This window comes from Pseudomonas fluorescens Q2-87 (assembly GCF_000281895.1).
Classification (GTDB): Bacteria; Pseudomonadota; Gammaproteobacteria; order Pseudomonadales; family Pseudomonadaceae; genus Aquipseudomonas; species Aquipseudomonas fluorescens_S.
The window spans coordinates 4,956,975-4,979,754 of record NZ_CM001558.1; the positions used below are offsets into that span (position 1 = coordinate 4,956,975).

Annotated in this window: 22 protein-coding genes; 8 read left to right on the top strand and 14 right to left on the bottom strand. The window is 60.8% G+C overall.

Going from position 1 to position 22,780, the window contains the following annotated elements; genetic code table 11:
• Positions 1–51: 51 nt before the first annotated feature.
• The 5 genes from rplS to ffh all read right to left on the bottom strand — a co-directional run bounded on the left by rplS (position 52) and on the right by ffh (position 3,623).
• Positions 52–402, bottom strand: coding sequence for a 50S ribosomal protein L19 (gene rplS, locus PFLQ2_RS06025; protein ID WP_003175895.1), 351 nt, complete (start codon positions 400–402; stop codon positions 52–54).
• A 45-nt stretch (positions 403–447) separates the two neighbouring features.
• Positions 448–1,221: a tRNA (guanosine(37)-N1)-methyltransferase TrmD gene (gene trmD / locus PFLQ2_RS06020; protein WP_170845966.1), complete on the bottom strand. Its 774-nt coding sequence runs from the start codon at positions 1,219–1,221 to the stop codon at positions 448–450.
• Positions 1,203–1,739 (bottom strand): ribosome maturation factor RimM, encoded by a 537-nt coding sequence (rimM, locus tag PFLQ2_RS06015; RefSeq protein ID WP_003185069.1) that lies wholly within the window; start codon positions 1,737–1,739, stop codon positions 1,203–1,205. The genes trmD and rimM overlap by 19 nt, the downstream gene beginning before the upstream one ends.
• A gap of 5 nt (positions 1,740–1,744) precedes the next feature.
• Positions 1,745–1,996: a 30S ribosomal protein S16 gene (gene rpsP, locus PFLQ2_RS06010; protein WP_003185073.1), complete on the bottom strand. Its 252-nt coding sequence runs from the start codon at positions 1,994–1,996 to the stop codon at positions 1,745–1,747.
• Positions 1,997–2,246: 250 nt separating this feature from the next.
• Complete coding sequence (ffh, locus tag PFLQ2_RS06005) at positions 2,247–3,623, bottom strand: signal recognition particle protein (RefSeq protein ID WP_003185075.1); 1,377 nt, start codon at positions 3,621–3,623, stop codon at positions 2,247–2,249.
• A 196-nt stretch (positions 3,624–3,819) separates the two neighbouring features.
• Between ffh and PFLQ2_RS06000 the strand changes: the two genes are divergently transcribed.
• The 7 genes from PFLQ2_RS06000 to cmoB all read left to right on the top strand — a co-directional run bounded on the left by PFLQ2_RS06000 (position 3,820) and on the right by cmoB (position 12,480).
• The gene (locus PFLQ2_RS06000; RefSeq protein WP_003185078.1) at positions 3,820–4,632 is read left to right on the top strand and encodes a cytochrome C assembly family protein; all 813 of its coding nucleotides are present in this window, start codon (positions 3,820–3,822) and stop codon (positions 4,630–4,632) included.
• A 12-nt stretch (positions 4,633–4,644) separates the two neighbouring features.
• Entirely contained in the window at positions 4,645–5,886 is a 1,242-nt protein-coding gene (locus PFLQ2_RS05995) for a transporter associated domain-containing protein (RefSeq protein ID WP_003185079.1), read from the top strand.
• 280 nt (positions 5,887–6,166) lie between these two features.
• The gene (locus PFLQ2_RS05990; RefSeq protein WP_003185081.1) at positions 6,167–7,480 is read left to right on the top strand and encodes an MFS transporter; all 1,314 of its coding nucleotides are present in this window, start codon (positions 6,167–6,169) and stop codon (positions 7,478–7,480) included.
• A gap of 146 nt (positions 7,481–7,626) precedes the next feature.
• A complete protein-coding gene (gene lon / locus PFLQ2_RS05985) occupies positions 7,627–10,041 on the top strand; it encodes an endopeptidase La (RefSeq protein WP_003185083.1) in 2,415 nt (804 codons plus the stop codon).
• Between the two features lie 208 nt (positions 10,042–10,249).
• The gene (locus tag PFLQ2_RS05980) at positions 10,250–10,642 is read left to right on the top strand and encodes a protease inhibitor I42 family protein (protein ID WP_003185085.1); all 393 of its coding nucleotides are present in this window, start codon (positions 10,250–10,252) and stop codon (positions 10,640–10,642) included.
• A 141-nt stretch (positions 10,643–10,783) separates the two neighbouring features.
• Positions 10,784–11,527 carry a carboxy-S-adenosyl-L-methionine synthase CmoA gene (gene cmoA, locus PFLQ2_RS05975; protein WP_003185087.1) on the top strand — a complete coding sequence of 248 codons (744 nt, stop codon included), beginning with the start codon at positions 10,784–10,786 and terminating at the stop codon, positions 11,525–11,527.
• Positions 11,524–12,480, top strand: coding sequence for a tRNA 5-methoxyuridine(34)/uridine 5-oxyacetic acid(34) synthase CmoB (cmoB, locus tag PFLQ2_RS05970; RefSeq protein WP_003185091.1), 957 nt, complete (start codon positions 11,524–11,526; stop codon positions 12,478–12,480). Before cmoA ends, cmoB begins: the two co-directional genes overlap by 4 nt.
• 32 nt (positions 12,481–12,512) lie before the next feature.
• Here the strand turns inward: cmoB and tadA are convergent, their stop codons facing one another.
• The 9 genes from tadA to PFLQ2_RS05930 form a co-directional block, all read right to left on the bottom strand.
• Positions 12,513–13,010, bottom strand: a complete 498-nt coding sequence (tadA, locus tag PFLQ2_RS05965) for a tRNA adenosine(34) deaminase TadA (protein ID WP_003185093.1) — start codon at positions 13,008–13,010, stop codon at positions 12,513–12,515.
• Entirely contained in the window at positions 13,010–14,386 is a 1,377-nt protein-coding gene (locus PFLQ2_RS05960) for a multicopper oxidase family protein (protein ID WP_003185095.1), read from the bottom strand. Before PFLQ2_RS05960 ends, tadA begins: the two co-directional genes overlap by 1 nt.
• A gap of 190 nt (positions 14,387–14,576) precedes the next feature.
• Positions 14,577–14,969, bottom strand: a complete 393-nt coding sequence (locus PFLQ2_RS05955; RefSeq protein ID WP_003185096.1) for a DUF6632 domain-containing protein — start codon at positions 14,967–14,969, stop codon at positions 14,577–14,579.
• Between the two features lie 217 nt (positions 14,970–15,186).
• The gene (locus tag PFLQ2_RS05950; RefSeq protein ID WP_003185097.1) at positions 15,187–15,711 is read right to left on the bottom strand and encodes a helix-turn-helix transcriptional regulator; all 525 of its coding nucleotides are present in this window, start codon (positions 15,709–15,711) and stop codon (positions 15,187–15,189) included.
• A gap of 4 nt (positions 15,712–15,715) precedes the next feature.
• Entirely contained in the window at positions 15,716–15,991 is a 276-nt protein-coding gene (locus PFLQ2_RS30715; RefSeq protein WP_083455192.1) for a hypothetical protein, read from the bottom strand.
• 390 nt (positions 15,992–16,381) lie between these two features.
• Complete coding sequence (gene guaA / locus PFLQ2_RS05945) at positions 16,382–17,959, bottom strand: glutamine-hydrolyzing GMP synthase (protein ID WP_003185099.1); 1,578 nt, start codon at positions 17,957–17,959, stop codon at positions 16,382–16,384.
• A gap of 79 nt (positions 17,960–18,038) precedes the next feature.
• Positions 18,039–19,508, bottom strand: a complete 1,470-nt coding sequence (guaB, locus tag PFLQ2_RS05940) for an IMP dehydrogenase (protein ID WP_003185102.1) — start codon at positions 19,506–19,508, stop codon at positions 18,039–18,041.
• A 253-nt stretch (positions 19,509–19,761) separates the two neighbouring features.
• The gene (locus PFLQ2_RS05935; protein WP_003185105.1) at positions 19,762–20,310 is read right to left on the bottom strand and encodes a hypothetical protein; all 549 of its coding nucleotides are present in this window, start codon (positions 20,308–20,310) and stop codon (positions 19,762–19,764) included.
• 66 nt (positions 20,311–20,376) lie between these two features.
• Positions 20,377–21,144, bottom strand: a complete 768-nt coding sequence (locus PFLQ2_RS05930; protein ID WP_003185107.1) for a sulfite exporter TauE/SafE family protein — start codon at positions 21,142–21,144, stop codon at positions 20,377–20,379.
• A gap of 256 nt (positions 21,145–21,400) precedes the next feature.
• Between PFLQ2_RS05930 and xseA the strand changes: the two genes are divergently transcribed.
• Positions 21,401–22,780: an exodeoxyribonuclease VII large subunit gene (xseA, locus tag PFLQ2_RS05925; protein ID WP_003185109.1), complete on the top strand. Its 1,380-nt coding sequence runs from the start codon at positions 21,401–21,403 to the stop codon at positions 22,778–22,780.

Genomic DNA, 22,780 nt, shown 5'->3' on the forward strand with positions numbered 1-22,780 from the left:
GCAACAAAAAAGCAGCCCGCAGGCTGCTTTTTTTTGCATCGGAAGCTGGACTTAAGCCAGTTTTTCCTTGATGCGAGCTGCTTTACCGGACAGGTCACGCAGGTAGTACAGCTTGGCTTTACGCACGTCACCGCGACGTTTCACTGCCATGCTGTCGATTTGCGGGCTGTAGGTCTGGAAAGTACGCTCTACGCCAACACCGTTGGAGATTTTACGAACAGTGAATGCACTGTTTACGCCGCGGTTACGCTTGGCGATAACAACGCCTTCGAACGCTTGCAGACGCGAACGGTCGCCTTCCTTCACTTTCACCTGAACGACAATGGTGTCGCCCGGGGCAAAGGTAGGGATTTCTTTGGTCATCTGCTCTGCTTCGAGTGCAAGGATGATTTTGTTAGTCATGCTGTGCTCCTAAGGCAAGTCGTCGGACTTACCATCGATACGTTGTTAACTATCGTCCCGCTCGCGGATGTATTCCTCGAGCAGCTTCTTCTCTTCTCCAGAAAGCGAGCGGCTTTCCAGAAGATCGGCGCGTCGTTCATAGGTCCGACCAAGGGACTGCTGTAAACGCCAACGCCGGATGTGCGCGTGATTGCCACTTAGCAACACGTCGGGAACACGCTGATCCGCATACACCTCCGGTCGGGTGTAGTGCGGGCAATCCAGCAGACCATCCGTAAAGGAATCTTCCTCGGCGGAATCTGCATGCCCTAAAGCTCCAGGCAGCAGTCGTGTAACCGCATCGATCAGGACCATCGCCGGCAGCTCGCCGCCAGACAGTACATAGTCGCCAATCGACCACTCTTCATCGACATGAGCTTCAATGAAACGCTCGTCAATGCCTTCATAACGGCCGGCAATCAGGATCAATGCATCCGAATTCGCCAGCTCGCGTACCGCCGACTGAGTCAGTTGGCGGCCTTGGGGCGACAGGTAGATCACCTTCGCACCCTCCCCGGCTGCAGTCCTGGCCTGAACCAGCGCATCTTCCAGGGGCTTGATCTTCATCACCATGCCCGGACCACCGCCAAACGGGCGATCGTCCACAGTGTGATGTCGATCCGTGGTGTAGTCCCGCGGATTCCAACAGGTGAGCTGCAACAGCTCCTGTTTCACCGCGCGGCTGGTTATGCCGTACTCGCTGATGGCGGAAAACATCTCAGGAAACAATGTGATGACTTCAACGCGCAAATTAGCCACGTTTAGAAATCCGCATCCCATTCCACCTTCATCTCGCCAGCCTCGAGGTCGACGGCCAACACGCATTGCTCGGTATAGGGCAACAGGCGTTCGCGATCATCCAGGCTGCCGATGCAAGGCTTGACCACCATGACATCGTTCGAACCGGTCTCGAGCAGGTGATCGATTTTCCCGAGCAATTGCCCGAGGTGGTCGATGACCTTCAGACCTACAAGCTCGTACCAGTAGTACTCGCCGTCGGTCAGTTCAGGGAACAGGTTGCGTGGCACGCAGATCTCGTAACCGGCCAGAAGACGCGCTTCTTCACGATCATCGAGGTCCTTGAGCTTTGCGACCAGGAACTTGTCGTTCCCACGTCCGCTGACCAGCTCAACCTGTTTCACGCTGCCTTCGCGCTTGAGCGTCCAGGTTTTGTAGTCCAACAGGTTTTTGATCGGATCAGTAAAGGAATACACCTTCACTTCGCCGCGAACGCCATGAACAGAATAAATCTTGCCAACAACGATCAAATCATCAGCATCTTTTGGCGTCGCGTTCATATTGCTCAGGCCGCAGCCTTAGCCGATTCCTTCAACAACTGAGCAACGCGCTCAGAAGGTTGTGCACCAACGCTCAGCCAGTAGGCTACGCGCTCTTGGTTCACGGACAGACGGATTTCCTGACCACGGGCAACAGGGTTGAAGAAACCAACCTGTTCCTTGTGGGAACCGTCACGCGGATTGCGGCTGTCGGTTACGGTCAGGTGGTAAAACGGGCGCTTTTTGGAGCCGCCAAGGGCAAGACGGATTGTTAGCATGTGAACATCGTTCCTGTAGTCGGTGCTGCAAATCTAAATGCACAGCGGGCATAGGTGCCCGAAAGGCCGCATATTCTAAGGAATATCCGGACTTTTGCAAATGTCTTTTTCCGGCGCCTGGCGCCATGCAATCAAGATTTGCCATAGAGCCGTCATGAAAACGGCAGGTCAGCTCCCGTGCAGCACGGGTTTGCTGGAGATCCCCGCATCCGTGCGGGGCAACGCCGGCATGACAGCCGGCGCAGATTCTTTACATTTTCGGCATGCCGCCGCCGGGCAACATGCCGCCCATGCCGCGCATCATCTTGGCCATCCCGCCCTTGGCGGAGAATTTCTTCATCATCTTCTGCATCTGCTTGTGCTGCTTGATCAAGCGACCGATGTCCTGCACCTGGGTGCCCGACCCCATGGCGATACGGCGCTTGCGCGAACCACTGATCAAATCAGGGTCGCGGCGCTCGGCCGGGGTCATGGAGTTGATGATGGCTTCCATCTGCTTGAACTGCTTTTCAGCCGCGCCCTGGGCGTTGCCCATCTGCGCCAGGTTCACGCCGCCGATGTTCGGCAGTTTGTCCATGAGGCCGCCGAGGCCGCCCATGTTCTTCATTTGTTGCAGCTGGTCGCGGAAGTCCTCGAGGTCGAAGCCCTTGCCCTTCTTCAGCTTCTTGGCCAGTTTGTCGGCCTTGTCCTTGTCGAGGGTCTGTTCGGCCTGCTCGATTAGGCTGAGCACGTCGCCCATGCCCAGGATACGCGAGGCGATACGCTCGGGGTGGAACGGCTCGAGCGCTTCGCTCTTCTCGCCCATACCGATGAACTTGATCGGCTTGCCGGTGATGGCGCGGACCGACAGTGCGGCACCGCCACGGGCATCGCCGTCGACCTTGGTCAGGATCACGCCGGTCAGCGGCAGGGCATCACCGAAGGCCTTGGCGGTGTTGGCCGCGTCCTGGCCGGTCATGGCGTCGACCACGAACAGGGTTTCCACCGGATTGATCGCGGCATGCAGCGCCTTGATCTCGCCCATCATCTCTTCATCGATGTGCAGGCGACCGGCGGTATCGACAATGACCACGTCGATGAACTTGAGCTTCGCTTCCTTAATAGCCGCCTGGGCGATGTCCACCGGCTTCTGGCTCAGGTCGGACGGGAAGAACGTCACGCCGATGTCGTTGGCCAGGGTTTCCAGCTGCTTGATCGCCGCCGGGCGGTAGATGTCCGCAGACACCACCATCACCGACTTCTTCTTGCGCTCCTTGAGCAAGCGCGCCAGCTTACCGACGGTGGTGGTCTTGCCCGCACCTTGCAGGCCGGCCATCAACACCACGGCAGGTGGCACGGCGCTCAGGTTGAGGTCTTCGTTGGCGGCGCCCATCAGGCTTTCGAGCTCGGCCTGGACGATTTTCACGAACGCCTGGCCCGGCGTCAGGCTGCGCGACACTTCAGTGCCGACGGCGCGTTCCTTGACCGAATTGACGAAGTCCTTGACCACCGGCAGGGCGACGTCGGCTTCGAGCAACGCCATGCGCACTTCGCGCAGGGTGTCTTTGATGTTGTCCTCGGTCAGTTTCGCCTTGCCGGTAACATGGCGCAGCGTCTGCGAGAGACGGTCGGTTAGGTTTTCAAACATGCGCGATCCTTTCAGGCCCAGATAAGACCGGGATAATGGCGGCCCAGACCGTGAAAAATGTGCTCGGCGAGCCTGCGGCGTGGGCAGGTCGCGGATTATAGCGAAGAAGCGTGCTACGTACACCTTGCAGTGGTCTTTCGTGCTGAGGCGGTTCTATGCCAAACTCAGCGCCTTTCGGGCCTGCCTAACAGGATTTATGCTCCCCTTGTCACCCAGCTTGCTTGCCACCATCGCCGCCGCTTGTCTCTACGCCGCTGCGACCCTCTATCAGGGCACCCGCCTGGCCACCGGCGCCAAGGCGAACAAACGCCTGCTGGTCACGCTTGGCGTGCTGGCCGTGCTTGGCCACGCGGCCAGCCTTTATACACACTTGATGACACCGATCGGCCTGGGCCTGGATTTTTTCAACGCCGCCAGCCTGATCGCGGTGGCCGTGATCGCCCTGACGCTGCTGGCCTGCTCGCGCATTCCGGTGGAAAACCTGCTGGTACTGCTCTTCCCGCTCGGGCTGGCGACGGTGCTGCTCGCGCAGTTCGCGCCCTCGGGCACGGTGCAGATCATCGACGAGGAGCCGGGCATCCTCGCCCATATCCTGCTGTCGATCCTGGCCTACGGCCTGTTCACCATCGCGGTATTCCAGGCGTTGCTGCTGCTGGTGCAGGACCACCAACTCAAGAACAAGCACCCGTCGGGGCTGATTCGCAATTTCCCGCCGTTGCAAACCATGGAAAGCCTGCTGTTCGGCTTCCTCTGGGCCGGCTGGACCCTGTTGTCGCTGTCGTTGATCTCTGGCTGGCTGTTCGTCGAAAACCTGTTCGCCCAGCACCTTGTGCATAAAACCCTGCTGGCCTGCCTGGCATGGGTGGTGTTCAGCGTGCTGCTGTGGGGCCGCAACCGTCTCGGCTGGCGTGGCCACAAGGCAATTCGCTGGACCCTGGCCGGCTTCTGCCTGCTGATGCTTGCGTATTTCGGCAGCAAGCTCGTCCGCGAATACATTCTGCATGTGTGACGGACGGCTTTGATGGCTACGTTGCCCGTGGCACCGCTGTTCGCCGTGTTGGTGGTCCTGGTCCTCTGGTCAGCCCTGTTCACTGCCATCGAAGCCGCCCGGCAACACCTGCTGGCCCATCGAACGGCCTCACGCGCCAGTGACAAGCCGCTGGCAACACTGAGCTTTCCGCCGGCCAGCCTGATCCTGTGCAATACCCTGTGTCGCGCCCTGGCCGTGGTGATCGGCACATTATTGGCGATTTTTACCTGGCTGGAGAACGGCCCGTGGATCGCCTGGCTCGGCACCAGCGCAGCCCTGCTGGTGTTCGCCGACTACCTGCCGCGCACCCTCGCTACCCGCCAGCCCGACGCGGTGCTGGCACTGGGCAATACCTTGCTTGGGATACCGCTGAAAATTCTTTACCCGCTTGCCTGGCTACTCAATGGCATCAGCCAGCTATTGCTGCGTCCATTTGCCCGCAAGGCCAGCGTGGTGCAACAGAGCGATGACGAAATGCCCGCACCGCCGCGCGGCGAGCATGAATACGAGCACAACAGCAGTCGCCTGCATCCGATTTCCGGCATTCACGCCCTGGACAACATCACCGTCAATGACATCCTCGTGCCCCGCAGCGAGGTGGACGGGATCAACCTCGACGACCCCATTGGCGACATCATCGAACAGCTGCGCCTGAACCGCCGCACCCGCCTGCCGGTGTTCCACAGCGACATCAACCAGGTCGAAGCGGTACTCAACACCCGCCAGATCCGTCATTTGCTCGCCGACGCGAGCCTGACCAAGGAAGCCTTGCTGGCCGCCTCCCACGAACCTTATTTCGTGCCCGAAAGCACACCACTGCAGCTGCAATTACTGAACTTCCACAAACAGCAGCGGCGCCTGGGCATGGTGGTGGACGAATACGGCGAAGTGCTGGGTATCGTCACCCTGGAAGACATTCTCGAAGAAATCGTCGGCGAGTTCGAAAGCGAGCACAGCCTGGACAACCCCCACGTCCATCCCCAGCCTGACGGCCGCCTGATGATCGATGGCGCGGCGTCGATCCGCGAACTGAACCGGACCCTGGGCTGGCACCTGCCCTGCGACGGACCCAAGACCCTCAACGGGCTGGTGACCGAAGCGCTGGAAACCATCCCGGAAAGCCCGGTATGCCTGAAAATCGGTCGCTATCGCCTGGAAATCATCGAGACCGTGGACAACCGTGTCAGCCAAGTGCTGGCGTGGCATAACAGTTCGGTGCCCACCGTTCTCTAAGCTCCCTCTCCACCGGGTTTTGTGCAAGCGTCGATATTGTGCAACAGCTCACTTGTCGAATCGTTAGCCCCCTTCCTATACTCAAGCCGCTTATCCAGCCCCGCCCGAACCCTGTGCTTACCCCGCACTCAGCCGGTTCCGGCCAGACCACCGGCAAAATCCGCCTCAGGCCTGCGACTGTTCCTACCTGAAACAGCGACAGGACACCGACCCACATCCCTGGGTGTTCGACCATAATAATTCGCTCCAACGGAGCACATTGACTGTCAGGGATAACCGCATGACAACCACCACCTACAACGACGCTGTGCCTGCCCAGCCGACCAACTCCGCCACCCGCGTGGCGACCGCGAGTTTCATCGGCACCGCCATCGAGTTCTACGACTTCTACGTCTATGCCACGGCTGCCGCCCTGGTGATCGGGCCGGTGTTCTTTCCCCAAACCTCGGGAACGGCGCAGATGCTGTCGTCCTTTCTGACGTTCGGCATCGCTTTTCTCGCTCGCCCGCTGGGTTCTGCGTTGTTCGGTCATTTCGGTGACCGGATCGGGCGCAAATCCACGTTGGTAGCATCCCTGTTACTGATGGGCGTGTGCACCACCCTCATCGGCGTGCTGCCGGGCTACGCCAGTATTGGCGCCTGGGCGCCGATCCTCTTGTGCCTGCTGCGTTTCGGCCAAGGCCTGGGGCTCGGTGGAGAATGGGGCGGAGCGGCGCTGCTCGCCACCGAGAACGCGCCCAAAGGCAAGCGCGCCTGGTTCGGCATGTTCCCGCAACTGGGTCCTTCCATCGGTTTCTTGGCGGCCAACGGGCTGTTCCTGACCCTGGCCATGACCCTGGACGACGAGCAATTTCGCTCATGGGGCTGGCGGATTCCGTTCCTGCTGAGCGCCGTGCTGGTGATTGTCGGCCTTTATGTAAGGCTCAAGCTCCACGAAACGCCGGTGTTCGCCAACGCCATGGCCCGTCAGGAGCGGGTGAAGGTGCCGTTGGTCGAGCTGTTCAGCCAGTACTGGGCACCGACCTTGCTGGGCGCAGCGGCGATGGTGGTGTGTTACGCGCTGTTCTACATTTCGACAGTGTTTTCCCTGAGCTACGGGGTGTCCACCCTCGGCTACAGCCGCGAGACGTTTTTGGCCCTGCTGTGCTTTGCCGTGTTGTTCATGGCCGCCGCCACACCCCTGTCAGCCTGGGCGAGCGACCGCTTCGGACGTAAACCGGTGCTGATCACCGGAGGCGTGCTGGCGATTGCCTCCGGTTTCGCCATGGAGCCTCTACTGACACAGGGTTCGACCACCAGTGTGGCGCTGTTCCTGTGCATCGAGCTGTTCCTGATGGGCGTGACCTTCGCCCCCATGGGCGCCTTGCTACCAGAGCTGTTTCCAACCCATGTACGTTATACCGGTGCTTCGGCAGCCTATAACCTGGGCGGTATCGTCGGTGCCTCGGCCGCGCCGTTCTTCGCCCAGAAGCTGGTGGCCATGGGCGGCTTGGGCTACGTCGGCGGCTACGTATCGGCAGCCGCGCTGCTCAGCGTCATTGCGGTACTCTGCCTGAAAGAAACACGCCACAACGACCTGAACAGGGTCGCCTGAACATTGATCGGGCCTGGCGACAGGCCCGATCAAACCTGTCGGGCGCCTGAACGCCGATCCATGAAACACCAGCTAACAACGCCCCCCATTGAAACCACCCCCCACCTGCCCCATCTAAGACCCATACTCCATTGCGCAGGTGCCCCATGAGCGACCAGCACTCTACTGAAGCCACGAACGATTACGCTGACTCCGAACACATCGAACACACCTCCTCCGGCACCGGCCTGGCCCTGCCCGGCCAGAACCTGCCGGACAAGGTCTACATCATCCCCATCCACAACCGCCCGTTCTTCCCGGCCCAAGTGCTGCCGGTTATCGTCAATGAAGAACCGTGGGCCGAAACCCTGGAACTGGTGGCCAAGTCCGAACACCATTCCCTGGCGCTGTTTTTCATGGACACGCCCCAGGAAGACCCGCGTCATTTCGATACCTCGGCGCTGCCGCTGTACGGCACGCTGGTCAAGGTCCATCACGCCAGCCGCGAAGGCGGCAAGCTGCAATTCGTCGCCCAGGGCCTGACCCGCGTGCGGATCCGCACCTGGCTCAAGCACCATCGCCCTCCGTACCTGGTGGAAGTCGAATACCCGCACCAGCCGAGCGAACCGACCGATGAGGTCAAGGCCTACGGCATGGCGTTGATCAATGCGATCAAGGAACTGCTGCCACTCAATCCGCTGTACAGCGAAGAGCTGAAGAACTACCTCAACCGCTTCAGCCCCAACGATCCATCGCCGCTGACCGATTTTGCCGCTGCACTCACTTCTGCCACCGGCAGCGAGTTGCAGGAAGTGCTCGACTGCGTCCCGATGCTCAAGCGCATGGAAAAAGTCCTGCCGATGCTGCGTAAGGAAGTCGAAGTCGCGCGCCTGCAAAAAGAGATTTCTGCCGAGGTCAACAACAAGATTGGCGAACATCAGCGCCAATTCTTCCTCAAGGAGCAACTCAAGGTCATCCAGCAGGAACTGGGGCTGACCAAGGACGACCGCAGCGCCGATCTCGAACAGTTCGAGCAGCGCCTGGAAGGCAAGGTGCTGTCGTCCCAGGCGCAGAAACGCATCGAAGAGGAAATGAACAAGCTGTCGATCCTGGAAACCGGCTCGCCGGAATACGCCGTCACCCGCAATTATCTGGATTGGGCGACCTCGGTGCCGTGGGGCGTGTATGGCCAGGACAAACTTGACCTCAAGCATGCGCGCAAGGTGCTCGATCAACACCACGCCGGGTTGGACGACATCAAGGACCGTATCCTCGAATTCCTTGCCGTCGGCGCCTATAAAGGCGAGATCAGCGGCTCCATCGTGCTGCTGGTGGGGCCGTCGGGCGTGGGCAAGACCAGCGTCGGCAAGTCCATCGCCGAATCCCTGGGGCGGCCGTTCTACCGATTCAGCGTCGGCGGCATGCGCGACGAAGCCGAGATCAAGGGCCACCGGCGCACCTACATCGGCGCGCAGCCGGGCAAGTTGGTGCAGGCGCTCAAGGATGTCGAGGTCATGAACCCGGTGATCATGCTCGACGAGATCGACAAGATGGGCCAGAGCTACCAGGGCGACCCGGCTTCGGCACTGCTGGAGACCCTCGACCCGGAACAGAACGTCGAGTTTCTCGATCATTACCTGGACCTGCGCCTGGATCTGTCGAAAGTGCTCTTCGTCTGCACCGCCAACACCCTGGACTCTATTCCCGGCCCATTGCTGGACCGGATGGAAGTGATTCGCCTGTCGGGCTATATCACCGAAGAAAAAGTCGCCATCGCCAAGCGTCACTTATGGCCCAAGCAACTGGCCAAGGCCGGCGTGTCCAAAGGCAGCCTGACCATCAACGACAGCGCCCTCAAGGCACTGATCGACGGTTACGCCCGTGAGGCCGGCGTGCGACAACTGGAGAAACAGCTCGGCAAACTGGTGCGCAAGGCGGTGATGAAGCTGATCGACGAGCCGAAAGCGGTGATCAAGCTTGGCCCCAAGGACCTCGAGGCTTCCCTGGGCAAACCGGTGTTCCGCAACGAGCAAGTGCTGTCCGGCGTCGGGGTGATTACCGGCCTGGCCTGGACCAGCATGGGTGGCGCGACCTTGCCGATCGAAGCGACACGCATCCACACCCTCAACCGCGGCTTCAAGCTGACCGGCCAACTGGGCGAAGTGATGAAGGAGTCGGCGGAGATCGCCCACAGCTACGTCAGCTCGCACCTGAAGCAGTTTGGCGGCGACCCGAAGTTCTTTGACGAGGCGTTCGTTCACCTTCACGTACCGGAAGGCGCCACGCCCAAGGACGGCCCGAGCGCCGGGGTCACCATGGCCAGCGCCTTGCTGTCCCTTGCGCGCAACCAGCCGCCGAAAAAAGGCGTGGCCATGACCGGCGAACTGACCCTTACCGGGCATGTCCTGCCAATTGGTGGGGTGCGGGAGAAAGTCATCGCGGCGCGGCGGCAGAAAATCAACGAACTGATCCTGCCGGAAGCCAACCGGGGCAACTTCGAAGAACTGCCGGACTACCTCAAGGAAGGCGTGACGGTGCATTTTGCCAAGCGCTTTGCGGATGTGGCCAAGGTGTTGTTCTGATCATCCCGTAGCGTCTGGACGGGCCTCATCGCGAGCAGGCTCGCTCCCACAGTGGATTTGTGTCGTTCCACAGAATGTGTGATCCACACCAACCCCGTGGGAGCGAGCCTGCTCGCGATGGCGTTCTTAGCGTCAACGCCTGCCCATCTGACACACCCAGTAGCATCTTCGGTTATGCTCGCCGTTCGTCGTGAATGCCGGAGCCCGTATGTCCCTCACCCGCCTGCTCGTCCCCTTCAGCCTCGCGCTGCTGAGCGCTTGCGCCACGCAACCGAAACACAACGTGACCGTGGAAAAACTCAGCCAGTGCCCGGTACGGCTCAATAATGGGCAAAATCTGATCCTGAGCTTACCCAGCAACCCCACCACCGGTTATCGCTGGGCGATCCAGGATTCAGCGGGAGGCGTGTTGAAAGGCTTGGGACCAGAGGTATACCGCAACCCGGAAGACGCCGGTATCGTCGGTGCCGCCGGGGTCTCGACCTGGCGCTTCCAGGCGTTTGCCGCCGGCACCGGCCGCCTGCGCCTCACCTATCAACAGCCCTGGGCACCGGAAGTGCCACCAGTGGAAACCTTCGATTGCGCCATTTCGGTGGATTAAATGTCGGATTGACTGTCCTCGAATTTCCCGCTGGCGCACCATTACGTCGGGCTGAACCATCGCAATCGCGAGCAGGCTCGCTCCCACAGGTTTTTTGGTTAAAATGCCGGCCTTTTCACCACCCATGCCGCTGGAACCGCCGTGAGCAAAGAGCCCGATCGCCTATTCGCCCAACCCCTGGCCCAAGTGCCTGACTTTGCCTTCAATGAGGACGTGGTGCGGGTGTTTCCGGACATGATCAAGCGTTCGGTGCCGGGCTACCCGACCATTGTCGAGAACCTCGGAGTGCTCGCTGCGCAATTCGCCCAGCCCAACAGCGTGCTCTACGACCTGGGGTCGTCCCTGGGCGCTGTGACCCAGGCGCTGCGTCGCCATGTGCGCAGCGACGGCTGCCGCGTAATCGCTGTGGATAACTCGGCGGCCATGGTCGAGCGCTGCCGGGAATACCTCAACGGCCAGGACTCGATGTTCCAGGAATTGCTCCCCGTGGAAGTCATCGAAGGCGACATCCTCGCCCTGACTTTCCAGCCGGCCTCGGTGGTGGCGCTGAATTTCACCTTGCAATTCATCGCACCGGACCAGCGCACCGCACTGTTGAGCCGTATCCGTCAGGCCCTGTTGCCGGGCGGCGCGCTGATTCTTTCGGAGAAGCTGCGCTTCAACGATGCCCAGGAGCACGCGTTGCTCACCGAACTGCACGTGGCATTCAAGCGCGCCAACGGCTACAGCGAACTGGAAATTGCCCAGAAACGCAGCGCCATCGAAAACGTCATGAAGCCTGACAGTCTCGAAGAACATCGCGAACGCCTGCTGGCCGCCGGGTTCTCGAAAGTCGTGCCGTGGTTCCAGTGTCTTAACTTCGCCTCGTTGATTGCCCTGCCATGATCGATCTGTCTCCCCTCGCCCGCCATTTGGCCGGCACACCGTTGGCCGATTGGGCCACGACGCTACAGGCGCAACTCGACAGCAAAATGGAAAAGGGTCATGGCGACCTGGAGCGCTGGCAAAGCGCGCTCGATGCGCTGCCGGTGCTGCAACCGAGCGAAGTCGATCTGCTGGACGGCCTGACGCTCGACACCGATTGTTCCGACGAAAACCGGGCGCAAATGCGCGCCGCGTTGATGGGCCTGTCGCCATGGCGCAAAGGGCCGTTCGACCTGTTTGGCGTGCATGTGGACACTGAGTGGCGCTCGGATTGGAAATGGTCGCGCGTGGCGCCCCATCTGGATCTCAAGGGCAAGCGCATTCTCGATGTGGGCTGTGGCAATGGCTATTACATGTGGCGGATGCTCGGCGCCGGGGCCGACACCGTGATTGGCGTCGATCCGAACTGGCTGTTCTTCTGCCAGTTCCAGGCGGTACAACGCTACCTCGCGCAGCCCAACGCCTGGCACTTGCCGTTTCCGTTCGAGGCCTTGCCAGCAGAGCTGGAAGGGTTCGACACGGTGTTCTCCATGGGCGTGTTTTACCACCGCCGTTCACCGATCGAGCATTTGCTGGCGCTCAAGGATTGCCTGGTCAAGGGCGGCGAACTGGTGCTGGAAACCCTGGTGATCGAAGGTGACGAAAATCAGGTACTGGTACCAGAGGATCGTTATGCGCAGATGCGCAACGTCTGGTTCCTGCCCTCGGTCCCAGCCCTGGAACGCTGGCTGCGCCGCGCCGGGTTCAGCGATGTGCGTTGCGTGGACGTAAGCCTCACCACCGTGGAAGAACAGCGCAGCACCGAGTGGATGAAATATCAGTCGCTCAGCGACTTCCTCGACCCCGACGACCACAGCAAAACCATCGAAGGACTGCCCGCGCCGATGCGGGCGGTGATTGTGGCGCGCAAATAAATAGCCCAAGCGCTCCCACAAGGCCTCAATGTTTAGTCTGCGGATTTGGCTCTTCGGGCCTTGAAGAACTCACTCAGCATCGCGCTGCACTCCTCGGCCAACACCCCACCCTCGAATATCACTCGATGATTCAGGAACCCCTGGCTGAAAAAATCGCCCTGGCTCTGCACAATGCCGGCCTTTGGCTCCAGGGCACCGTAAACCACACGGGCGATGCGCGAATGGACGATGAGGCCGGCGCACATGCTGCAGGGTTCCAGCGTCACATAAAGAGTGCTGCCGGGCAGGCGATAGTTGCTCACGGCCTGGGCGGCGGCGCGGATAGCGACCATTTCCGCATGGGCGCTGGGGTCGTGGCCGCTGATCGGGCAGTTGAAGCCGCGTCCGATGATCTCGCCGTCCTGCACCAGCACCGCGCCCACCGGTACTTCGCCCAAGGCGGCGCCTTGTGCGGCAAGGGCCAATGCCTCGCGCATGAAATCCTGGTCACGGCTGCGGTCGATGATCCGCGCGGGACGAATCTGGCGCATCACGCCACCTCGATGGCGGCCATCAGGCCGGTTTCCATGTGGTCGATCACATGGCAATGGAACATCCATACCCCAGGATTATCTGCCACCAATGCCACCTGCGCGCGCTCATTCTTGCCCAGCAGGTAGGTGTCGGTGAAATACGGCACGACTTTATGCCGGTTCGACGCGATCACCTTGAAGCTCATGCCGTGCAAGTGGATCGGATGCTGGTACTGGGTCATGTTCTTCAATTCAAAAATGTAGCTCTGGCCTTTCTTCAGCGTAGCGATTGGCCGGTCGGCGCAGGTCTTGTCGGTGATGTCCCAGGCTTTGCCATTGATCTGCCACAGGCTCGGCGGCTTGCCGTTATCGACATTGACCGACACCGAACCGACCCATTCGAAATTGAAGTTGAGCTTCTCGGCATTGGCCAGGTCCGGCTCGGACACCGGATTGGGCGGCAGCGCCGGCGGCCATGGGCTCGGTGCATCACTGTTAGGCACCGAACGCAGGGTCCCCAGGCGCACCGGACCGTTGCGCAGCGACAGCTCCTCGCCGGCGGGTGGGGCCTTGATCGCCAGGCAAATGCGCATCCCCGGGCCCAACCAGTATTCCTTGCCCAGCGGACGCGGCTCGATGGGGTTGCCGTCCAGCGCATAGATCTGCGCTTCGACGCCTGGAATGTTGAGACGATAGGTCAACGTGTTGTCCAGGTTGAGCAGGCGCACCCGGGTGATCTGCCCGGCCGGCAAGTCGATCACCGCCTCCGGTACACCGTTGATGGTCGCCAGCCGCCCGGCCGTACCGCCACGGGCCGCTTCACGGGGGATACTGAACTCCACGAACTGGCCTTGCTCGTCCACATGCCAGCTCTTGAGGCTCAGGGTCTGCTCGTATTTGAAGCCGGTGGGCTCGCGCTCCTCGACGATCAGCGGCCCCACGAGGCCACGCCCGAGTTCTTCACTGCTGTTGACGTGAGGGTGGTACCAATAGCTGCCGGCGTCCGGCACGCGGAATTTGTAATCGAAATACTCGCCTGGCAACACTGGCAATTGCGAGACATACGGCACGCCGTCCATTTCCAGCGGCAAACGGATCCCGTGCCAGTGAATGGTGGTGGCAACCGGCAGATGATTGATGAAGCGTACCCGCAACCACTCACCCTGGCGCACCCGCAGCTCGGTCCCAGGCGCCGACGGGCCGAATGCCCAGGCCTGGGTCTTGTGCCCGGCCACCAACTCGACGTCCAGCGGCGCGGCGATCAATTGGTAGTCATGACCGGCGTTGGAGTCGGCCATTTTCCCCAACCAATACCGCGACGCGCCCCCCGCCCCGACACCCACGACAACAAGACCAGCCAGGCCACCGAGTATTTGGCGACGGGTAAAAGACATGACGCAACCACCTATTGAATCCGCGGCGAACCGTTGGGCCCGCAAAAGGCGAATACGATACACCCGCAGATGAGAAACAGTAAGGCCAGCGAAAATGAAAAAAACAAAATGAAAAAGCCCTGGGGAAGTTATCCACAGGGCCTTTTTGTGCACATCCAAGCGTCTCGGCGGAATCAGTTCCATCCGCGGGTTACGCCTGACTGCGCCGCGGCGTGAAGAACGCCAACGCTGCCGCCACGACAAACAACGCAGGCACATCGCCCACCAGATGGCCAACATGACTCGTCCCGTCCATCTCGACGCCAAAGGACTGCACAGCCATGATCACACCGTGCACGATGCTCGACCACACGGTGAACCAGATCAGGCTCAAATGTTTCATCGGATCGCGCGACGCCATCAGCAGGAACACGCCGAGTGTCGCGTAGATGCCGACGATCATCAGCGGATACTGGGAATGACCGCTGTGCCAAGCCCAGCCGGACGGCCACAGAATCATCAGCGGCCAGATTGCAAGCACGGCGATCAGGCCTACGACGATCAAAACAATACGCAAGGCGGCGAGTCGTTGGGTGTCGTTCATGGCAGGCTCCTATTTGCGGCGTGATGATCGCCGTAGCCGGGCGCCAGTGAGTATAGGAGGCTTTCCAGAGATATACGCTATCAACCGGAACCGCCAGTCGACTTGACGGTATTGGCTAAAGCCCTTACTACCCCCTCCGAACGAAACCAGGTTTTCCTCGCCCAGGCTCGCCCATAGCTTGGCACGTCCATATTGTCGGAATTCCACTCAGTGAATGTTACCCAACCAAAGCGTCCAGCTCTTTGAGGGCCATGTCAGGGAAGCGTCGGCCTTCTTTCGCAATGTTGACCTGCAAGGCCACCCGGGCCACATCCAACACGCTTTTGGTGAGCGAATAGCTACCCCTGGCCTGCAGCCAAGTCAAAACGTCTGCCAAGTGCCAAATCGATGCACTCCCCTCATGCACGGGCGTCGGAAAGCTGCCTGGATGTGCCAACATCAACTTGCGCATGTTCTGCCGAGATACGCCTACGATCTCCGCTACGTCGGTCAGCCCAACCAGATCAGGAGCGACCTCGATCAATCTGGCCGACGGCACCGCGCGCCGGACATCGGCCAAAGCGCTAAGCACGGCCTTAACCGCATCGGGAGCATCCCGAGTGAACTCAAGCGCCAGTCGTCCCGGCTGCCCGGTGCCTACCAAGGCATCGTCGCAGCCCGCTTCGCCCAGCCGTTCGACCAGTTCAGCCATGGCATCGCCATCGTCAGCGAGCTGATATTTCAACGTAAAGGTAAATTCCATTGTTCTATTCCTTAGCATCGTAATCCGCATCGCGCCGATTGCGATGCGTCGAGCAGTTGTCTACAACGCGTCGCAACGCTCGCGCGTGGTTGCCAGGGCTTTTCGGGGTGCTCCATATCGATGTGATGCAGAACTCACCACAACGGCACTCCACATCTTTGTACGGGCAATAAACCCGTCCCCATGCGTGGCCGCCACCTACCACAATGCGCCATCCGTGCCCTTCGGCATGCCTGAGCACTTCTTCGATTTCTTTCTTCGGGTGCGTTGGACGAATCATCCGTGAACTCCAGTATTCGCATGACCCGCAGAGTTGTCAAATGACAACCAACCCTCCTTTCGAGCAGCCGAACCCGGCAGCGTCTCAAAAAGGCGAAATTGATTGGCACGTGACAAATCTCCGTTAACCATGCCGGTGAAATGCCCATAGGGTTGCGCCGATGATAAGCCCGTCCTGGTGCGCCTCAAGGCGGGTAATCGTAGCGAAAGGTGACGGCACCACTCTTCCCATCACTGTCACGGTATGCCATTGCGGTTGGAGGTCTGATGGAGCTTGGAATTGGCCAGCAAAAATGAAAAAAGCCCTGTGGGGGTTATCCACAGGGCTTTTGATCAAGGCAGGCGCCGGAGCCAATAACGACCGTCAGCGGTCCCGATTTTCAGGCCTGGATCATTCCCACTCAATCGTCGCCGGCGGCTTGCTCGACACGTCATACGTGACGCGGGAGATGCCTTCGATTTCGTTGATGATGCGCCCGGATACGGTCTCCAGCAGCTCGTACGGCAGGTGCGCCCAGCGAGCGGTCATGAAGTCGATGGTTTCCACGGCGCGCAGGGCCACGACCCAGGCGTAGCGACGGCCATCGCCGACCACGCCGACGGATTTCACCGGTTGGAAGACGACGAACGCCTGGCTGACCTTGTGGTACCAGTCGGCCTTGCGCAGTTCTTCGATGAAGATGTGGTCGGCGCGACGCAGCAGGTCGGCGTATTCCTTTTTCACTTCACCGAGGATCCGCACGCCCAGGCCCGGGCCTGGGAATGGGTGACGGTAGACCATGTCATACGGCAGGCCCAGCTCAAGGCCGAGGCGGCGAACCTCGTCCTTGAACAGTTCGCGCAGCGGCTCGACCAGCTTGAGGTTCATTTCTTCCGGCAGGCCACCCACGTTGTGGTGGGACTTGATCACGTGGGCCTTGCCGCTCTTGGCACCGGCCGACTCGATCACGTCTGGGTAGATCGTGCCCTGGGCCAGGTATTTGATGTTGTCCAGCTTGCAGGATTCGGCATCGAACACGTCGATGAAGGTACGGCCGATGATCTTGCGTTTCTTCTCTGGGTCGGACTCGCCGGCCAGGTTGTTCAGGAACTGCTCTTCGGCGTTGGCCCGGATCACTTTGACGCCCATGTTCTCGGCGAACATGGCCATTACTTGCTCGCCTTCGTGCAAGCGCAGCAGGCCGTTGTCGACGAAGACGCAGGTCAGCTGATCGCCGATGGCCTTGTGCAGCAGCGCAGCGACCACCGAGGAGTCCACGCCACCGGACAGGCCCAGCAGCACGTTGTCGGTGCCAACCTGGGCGCGTACCTGGGCGATGGCGTCTTCAGCGATTTTCGACGGGGTCCACAGGGCTTCGCACTGGCAGATGTCGAGGATGAAGCGCGACAGGATGCGGCCGCCCTGCTTGGTGTGGGTCACTTCAGGGTGGAACTGCACGCCGTAGTAGCGACGTTCATCACTGAACATCCCGGCAATCGGGCAGCTTGGGGTGCTGGCCAGGATGTGGAAGTCTTCCGGCATCTTGGTGACCTTGTCACCGTGGCTCATCCACACGTCGAGGCCGAACAGGCCGTCAGCGTCGATGTGGTCTTCGATACCGTCCAGCAGACGGCTCTTGCCGACGACATCAACGCGGGCATAACCGAACTCACGCAGTTCGGAGCCTTCGACCTTGCCGCCCAGCTGTTCAGCCATGGTCTGCATGCCGTAGCAGATACCGAAGACCGGCACGCCCAGGTCGAACACGGCTTGTGGGCAACGCGGGCTGTTGGCTTCGTGCACGGACTCAGGGCCGCCGGCGAGGATGACGCCTTTAGGCGCGAATTCGCGAATCGCTTCGTCATCCATGTCGAACGGATGCAATTCGCAATACACGCCGATTTCACGCACGCGGCGGGCGATCAGTTGGGTGTACTGGGAACCAAAGTCGAGGATCAGGATGCGGTGAGCGTGAATGTCGAGGGCCATGACTCATTCTCATGTAGTGAATCAGAAACAACTCGGGGCTGAATGAACAGCCCCGGTGATTAACGTTTTGCTGGAAGCCTTAACCTACACGGTAGTTCGGCGCTTCCTTGGTGATCTGCACGTCGTGGACATGGGACTCGGCCATGCCGGCACCGGTGATACGCACGAATTCCGGCTTGGTGCGCATTTCTTCGATGTCGGCGCTGCCGGTGTAGCCCATGGAAGAACGCAGGCCGCCCATCAGCTGATGGATGATGGCGCTCAGGGTGCCTTTGTACGGCACGCGACCTTCGATGCCTTCCGGCACCAGCTTCTCGGCACCCGCAGAGGAGTCCTGGAAGTAACGGTCGGAAGAGCCCTGTGCCTGGGACATGGCGCCCAGCGAACCCATGCCGCGATAAGCCTTGTAGCTGCGGCCCTGGAACAGTTCGATCTCGCCCGGGGCCTCTTCGGTACCGGCGAACATCGAGCCCATCATCACGCAGTAGGCACCGGCAACGATGGCCTTGGACAGGTCACCGGAGAAGCGGATACCGCCGTCGGCGATCAACGGCACGCCAGTGCCTTCAAGGGCGGCGGCGACGTTGGCGATGGCGCTGATCTGCGGTACGCCGACACCGGCGACAATACGAGTGGTGCAGATCGAGCCAGGACCGATACCGACCTTGACCGCATCGGCGCCGGCGTCGGCCAGGGCCTTGGCGGCCGCGCCGGTGGCGATGTTGCCGCCGATCACCTGCACGTCAGGGAAGTTCTGCTTGACCCAGCGAACGCGGTCGATCACGCCTTTGGAGTGACCGTGGGCGGTGTCGACCACCACCACGTCAACGCCGGCATTGACCAGGGCCGCGACGCGGTCACCGGTGTCCTTGCCAGTACCGACCGCAGCGCCGACGCGCAGGCGACCCTGGTCGTCCTTGCTGGCCAGCGGGTAGGCCTTGGCTTTTTCGATGTCGTTGACGGTCATCATGCCCTTGAGGGCGAATTTGTCGTCGACGATCAGCACGCGCTCGATGCGGTGCTTGTGCAGCAATTCGCGAACGTCGTCCTTGCTGGTGCCTTCCTTGACCGTGACCAGGCGCTCTTTAGGCGTCATCACTTGGCGGACGGTGGCATCCAGGCGATTCTCGAAACGCACGTCGCGGGAGGTGACGATGCCGACCAGGTCGCCATCGTGCAGCACCGGAACACCGGAAATGTTGTGCATGCGGGTCAGTTCGAACAGATCGCGAACCGTGGCGTCAGCCTCGATGGTGATCGGGTCCTTGACCACGCCAGCCTCGAACCGCTTGACCTTGCGCACTTCGGCGGCCTGCTGTTCGATGGTCATGTTCTTGTGGATGATCCCGATGCCGCCTTCCTGGGCCATGGCAATGGCCAGACGGGCTTCGGTCACGGTATCCATGGCTGCGGAAACCAGCGGGATATTCAGTTCGATGCCACGGGTGAGACGGGTTTTAAGACTGACTTCGTTAGGCAGTACCTCGGAATAACCGGGCACTAGGAGAATGTCGTCGAAGGTCAGAGCTTCTTGGCTGATACGCAGCATCGCGGGGGCTCCCGAGCGGGAAAATGGAAGCGCGCCATTATACTCATGCACCCCGTCTGGCTCAATGTAAAACTCTGTCTATTATTGGCGGGCTGATTGACGGGGCTAATCACCTTACTTCTCATACAACACAGAACCCCTGTGGCGAGGGAGCTTGCTCCCGCTGGGCTGCGAAGCGGCCCCGGTTTTTGGCAGTTGCTGCGCAACCGAGCGGGAGCAAGCTCCCTCGCCACGGGACCGCATGCCTCCTCACCTACAACTCCACCTTCACCCAACTCACCGGCTGATCCAGCCAATCGGCGAATTCTTCGACAAAGTCCTGCTTGAACCCCGCCTCCAACCAGTTGTTGAAGATGAACCCCAGGTTGGAAAACCCGCAAGGTTGAAGAAACAGGAAGCCATTGATGTCGTCTTCGTGCCCGCACTCGGGGCACGTGAAGTTGTCGGTGCGGGCCGGCATCCAGTCTTCCAGACTTTCGAACAGCGCCTCGCCGACTTCCTTGCGGCACTCGGCACAGCCGGCTTCTTCGAGAAAGCCCTTGGCCGGCGTATAGATGCAGCGCTTGGTGATGATCTCCAGGCCATTGATCGCCTCGCCGAACGGCAAGGCTTCGGGATGCAGGACCACCGCCTTCGCGCCGGGCGCAATGGCGTGAGCCATGCGATTGCCGGTGCGCCCACAAGTGGTCAGTTGTTCCTCGACAATGTTCTTGCGCACCAGCCAACGCACGATCGCCCGGGCCCGAGGCTCGTGGACAGGCAAGGTGGAAATTTTCGGAACGATGATGCTTTGCGAATTCATGGCGAACCTGGATGTTCCCGTGCAGGGCTATTAATGGCCGGCAGCTTAATCCCTGGTCAAGCCAGGTCAAGCGCTCAGATAGCGCCCGATCAGGGCAATGCCGCTGGCGAGCACCAGCCAGGTCACCAATCGCACGAATGCCTCCCGCGACATCCGCATGGTCAGGCGACGGCCCACCCACAGTCCCAGCGCCATGGCCGGCAACAAACACAGCGCCAGTACCAACAAGGGTAGCTCGGCGTACACGCCCGCGATGATGAACAGGCTCAAGCGCACCACGGTGCTGCAACTGATTAGGGCACTTTGCGTGGCCCGCGCCGGTTCCTTGGGCAGGCGGCTGTTCAAGTAGATGGCATATAAAAAGCCGCCACTGCCGAACAGCGCCCCGAACATGCCGCCCACCGTGCCCATCGGCAACGCCCAGAGGGATGACAGCTGTGCCGGTCGTTTTTTTATCAACAGGCTATAGATTGCATAACTGCTGATGAACACGCCCATCAATAGCAACAACAGGTCGGACTTGAGGTTGAGCAGGAAAATCACCCCCAGTGTGCAACCCACCGCCATGCACGGCAGCAACCGCAGCAGCTCGGGCCGGGATACGTCCCGACGCGACGGCAACAAATTGCCGAAGGCCGCGACGAAATCCAGCAGCACCAGCAGCGGGACGATTTTCGACAATGGCATGAACAGCAGCAGAACCGGCGCGGCCACCAGCGCCGTGCCGAACCCGGCAATGCCAAACACAATGTAGGCCAGGGTAATGGCCAAGCCGATCACCAGCCACTCCGTGGGCGCGAATGCCCACTGGCCCAACCACGACAGAAGATTCATCCGGCACTTCCTTGATGAGGAGAGCGGGGACTTTAGCCAGATGCAGGGGGTTACTTCCAGCACTTGTGGTCATAGACGTATCGCCTTCGCGAGCAAGCCCGCTCCCACAAGGGATATCAGCGATCTCAAGATTGATGCTGTACCTGTGGGAGCGGGCTTGCTCGCGAAAGGGGAGACTCGGTCTGATAGGAAATGCACAGGGGGATTTGTCTGTACACATAGAGATTCAGCCACAAATGCCCTTATCATGCCGCCCATGATTAAAGATCCCTTTGCCCGACTGGGCCTGGACCGCGAGGTCCTGACTGTCAGCCAGCTCAACGGCCGCGCGCGGGTGTTGCTCGAGGACGTGTTCAGCAACATCTGGGTCGAGGGCGAGATCTCCAACCTTGCCCGCCCGGCCTCCGGCCACGTCTATTTCACCCTCAAGGACAGCGGCGCCCAGGTGCGTTGCGCGTTGTTCCGCCAGAACGCCGCACGGGTGCGCCAGGCCTTGAAAGACGGGTTGGCGGTGAAGGTACGCGGCAAGGTCTCGCTGTTCGAAGGCCGCGGCGACTATCAACTGATTCTCGACACCGTGGAGCCGGCAGGCGACGGCGCCCTGCGCCTGGCCTTCGATGCGTTGAAGGAAAAGCTCAGCGCAGAGGGCCTGTTCAGTGCCGAGCGCAAAGTGCCGCTGCCGGCCCATCCACAACGCATCGGCATCATCAGCTCGCCCACCGGCGCGGTGATCCGCGACATCATCAGCGTGTTCCGCCGCCGCGCGCCGCAGATTTCCCTGACATTGATTCCTACCGCCGTGCAAGGCCGCGAAGCCACCGCGCAGATCGTCCGCGCCCTGAAGCTGGCGGACGCCCGGGGTTTCGATGCGCTGATCCTGGCCCGGGGCGGCGGTTCGCTGGAAGACTTGTGGTGCTTCAACGAAGAAGCCGTGGCCCGGGCGGTGGATGCCTGCGTCACGCCAATCGTCAGCGCTGTGGGCCATGAAACCGACGTATCCATCAGCGACTTTGTCGCCGACGTGCGCGCCCCCACCCCGTCCGCCGCCGCTGAACTGCTGGCACCGGACGCCGGCGATCTGGTGCGCCGGGTCGAGAGCCTGCATCGCCGACTGGTGATGCGCATGCGCGACCGCCTCATGCGCGATCAACTGCGCCTCGAAGGCCTGACTCGGCGCCTGCGTCATCCCGGCGAGCGCCTGCGCCAGCAAGCCCAGCGCCTCGACGACCTGGACATGCGCCTGCGTCGGGCCTTCGAGCGCAACCTCAATACCCGCCGCGAACGCCTGATCCGCCTGGAAACCCACCTGGCCGGGCAACATCCAGGCCGGCAACTGGCCCTGCTACGCCATCGCCTGGACAGCCTCGCCGAACGGCTGCCCCGGGCCATGCGCGAAGGCCTGAAAGCGCGGCGCGTGCAATTGCATAACCAAATGCAGACCCTGCACATCGTCAGCCCCCTGGCGACCCTTGGCCGGGGCTACAGCATTTTGCTCGACGAGCGTGGGCATGCGATCCGCAACGCGGGGCAAACCCAGACCGGCCAGCGCCTGACCGCCAAGCTCGGCGAAGGTGAGCTGCTGGTACGGGTCGAAGATAACCACCTGACGCCGGTCACCCTTTCTCTACTGGATTGA

What these genes read in the sequence shown, in the direction of transcription:
- trmD (WP_170845966.1), bottom strand. Translation starts at nt 1,221, where the DNA reads ATGGGATGCGGATTTCTAAACGTGGCTAATTTGCGCGTTGAAGTCATC.
- PFLQ2_RS05955 (WP_003185096.1), bottom strand. Translation starts at nt 14,969, where the DNA reads ATGAACGACACCCAACGACTCGCCGCCTTGCGTATTGTTTTGATCGTC.
- PFLQ2_RS05950 (WP_003185097.1), bottom strand. Translation starts at nt 15,711, where the DNA reads ATGGAATTTACCTTTACGTTGAAATATCAGCTCGCTGACGATGGCGAT.
- PFLQ2_RS05960 (WP_003185095.1), bottom strand. Translation starts at nt 14,386, where the DNA reads ATGTCTTTTACCCGTCGCCAAATACTCGGTGGCCTGGCTGGTCTTGTT.
- cmoB (WP_003185091.1), top strand. Translation starts at nt 11,524, where the DNA reads ATGATCGATCTGTCTCCCCTCGCCCGCCATTTGGCCGGCACACCGTTG.
- tadA (WP_003185093.1), bottom strand. Translation starts at nt 13,010, where the DNA reads ATGCGCCAGATTCGTCCCGCGCGGATCATCGACCGCAGCCGTGACCAG.
- PFLQ2_RS05980 (WP_003185085.1), top strand. Translation starts at nt 10,250, where the DNA reads ATGTCCCTCACCCGCCTGCTCGTCCCCTTCAGCCTCGCGCTGCTGAGC.
- guaB (WP_003185102.1), bottom strand. Translation starts at nt 19,508, where the DNA reads ATGCTGCGTATCAGCCAAGAAGCTCTGACCTTCGACGACATTCTCCTA.
- ffh (WP_003185075.1), bottom strand. Translation starts at nt 3,623, where the DNA reads ATGTTTGAAAACCTAACCGACCGTCTCTCGCAGACGCTGCGCCATGTT.
- PFLQ2_RS05995 (WP_003185079.1), top strand. Translation starts at nt 4,645, where the DNA reads ATGGCTACGTTGCCCGTGGCACCGCTGTTCGCCGTGTTGGTGGTCCTG.
- lon (WP_003185083.1), top strand. Translation starts at nt 7,627, where the DNA reads ATGAGCGACCAGCACTCTACTGAAGCCACGAACGATTACGCTGACTCC.
- rpsP (WP_003185073.1), bottom strand. Translation starts at nt 1,996, where the DNA reads ATGCTAACAATCCGTCTTGCCCTTGGCGGCTCCAAAAAGCGCCCGTTT.
- PFLQ2_RS05990 (WP_003185081.1), top strand. Translation starts at nt 6,167, where the DNA reads ATGACAACCACCACCTACAACGACGCTGTGCCTGCCCAGCCGACCAAC.
- xseA (WP_003185109.1), top strand. Translation starts at nt 21,401, where the DNA reads ATGATTAAAGATCCCTTTGCCCGACTGGGCCTGGACCGCGAGGTCCTG.
- guaA (WP_003185099.1), bottom strand. Translation starts at nt 17,959, where the DNA reads ATGGCCCTCGACATTCACGCTCACCGCATCCTGATCCTCGACTTTGGT.
- PFLQ2_RS06000 (WP_003185078.1), top strand. Translation starts at nt 3,820, where the DNA reads ATGCTCCCCTTGTCACCCAGCTTGCTTGCCACCATCGCCGCCGCTTGT.
- PFLQ2_RS30715 (WP_083455192.1), bottom strand. Translation starts at nt 15,991, where the DNA reads ATGATTCGTCCAACGCACCCGAAGAAAGAAATCGAAGAAGTGCTCAGG.
- PFLQ2_RS05930 (WP_003185107.1), bottom strand. Translation starts at nt 21,144, where the DNA reads ATGAATCTTCTGTCGTGGTTGGGCCAGTGGGCATTCGCGCCCACGGAG.
- PFLQ2_RS05935 (WP_003185105.1), bottom strand. Translation starts at nt 20,310, where the DNA reads ATGAATTCGCAAAGCATCATCGTTCCGAAAATTTCCACCTTGCCTGTC.
- rplS (WP_003175895.1), bottom strand. Translation starts at nt 402, where the DNA reads ATGACTAACAAAATCATCCTTGCACTCGAAGCAGAGCAGATGACCAAA.
- rimM (WP_003185069.1), bottom strand. Translation starts at nt 1,739, where the DNA reads ATGAACGCGACGCCAAAAGATGCTGATGATTTGATCGTTGTTGGCAAG.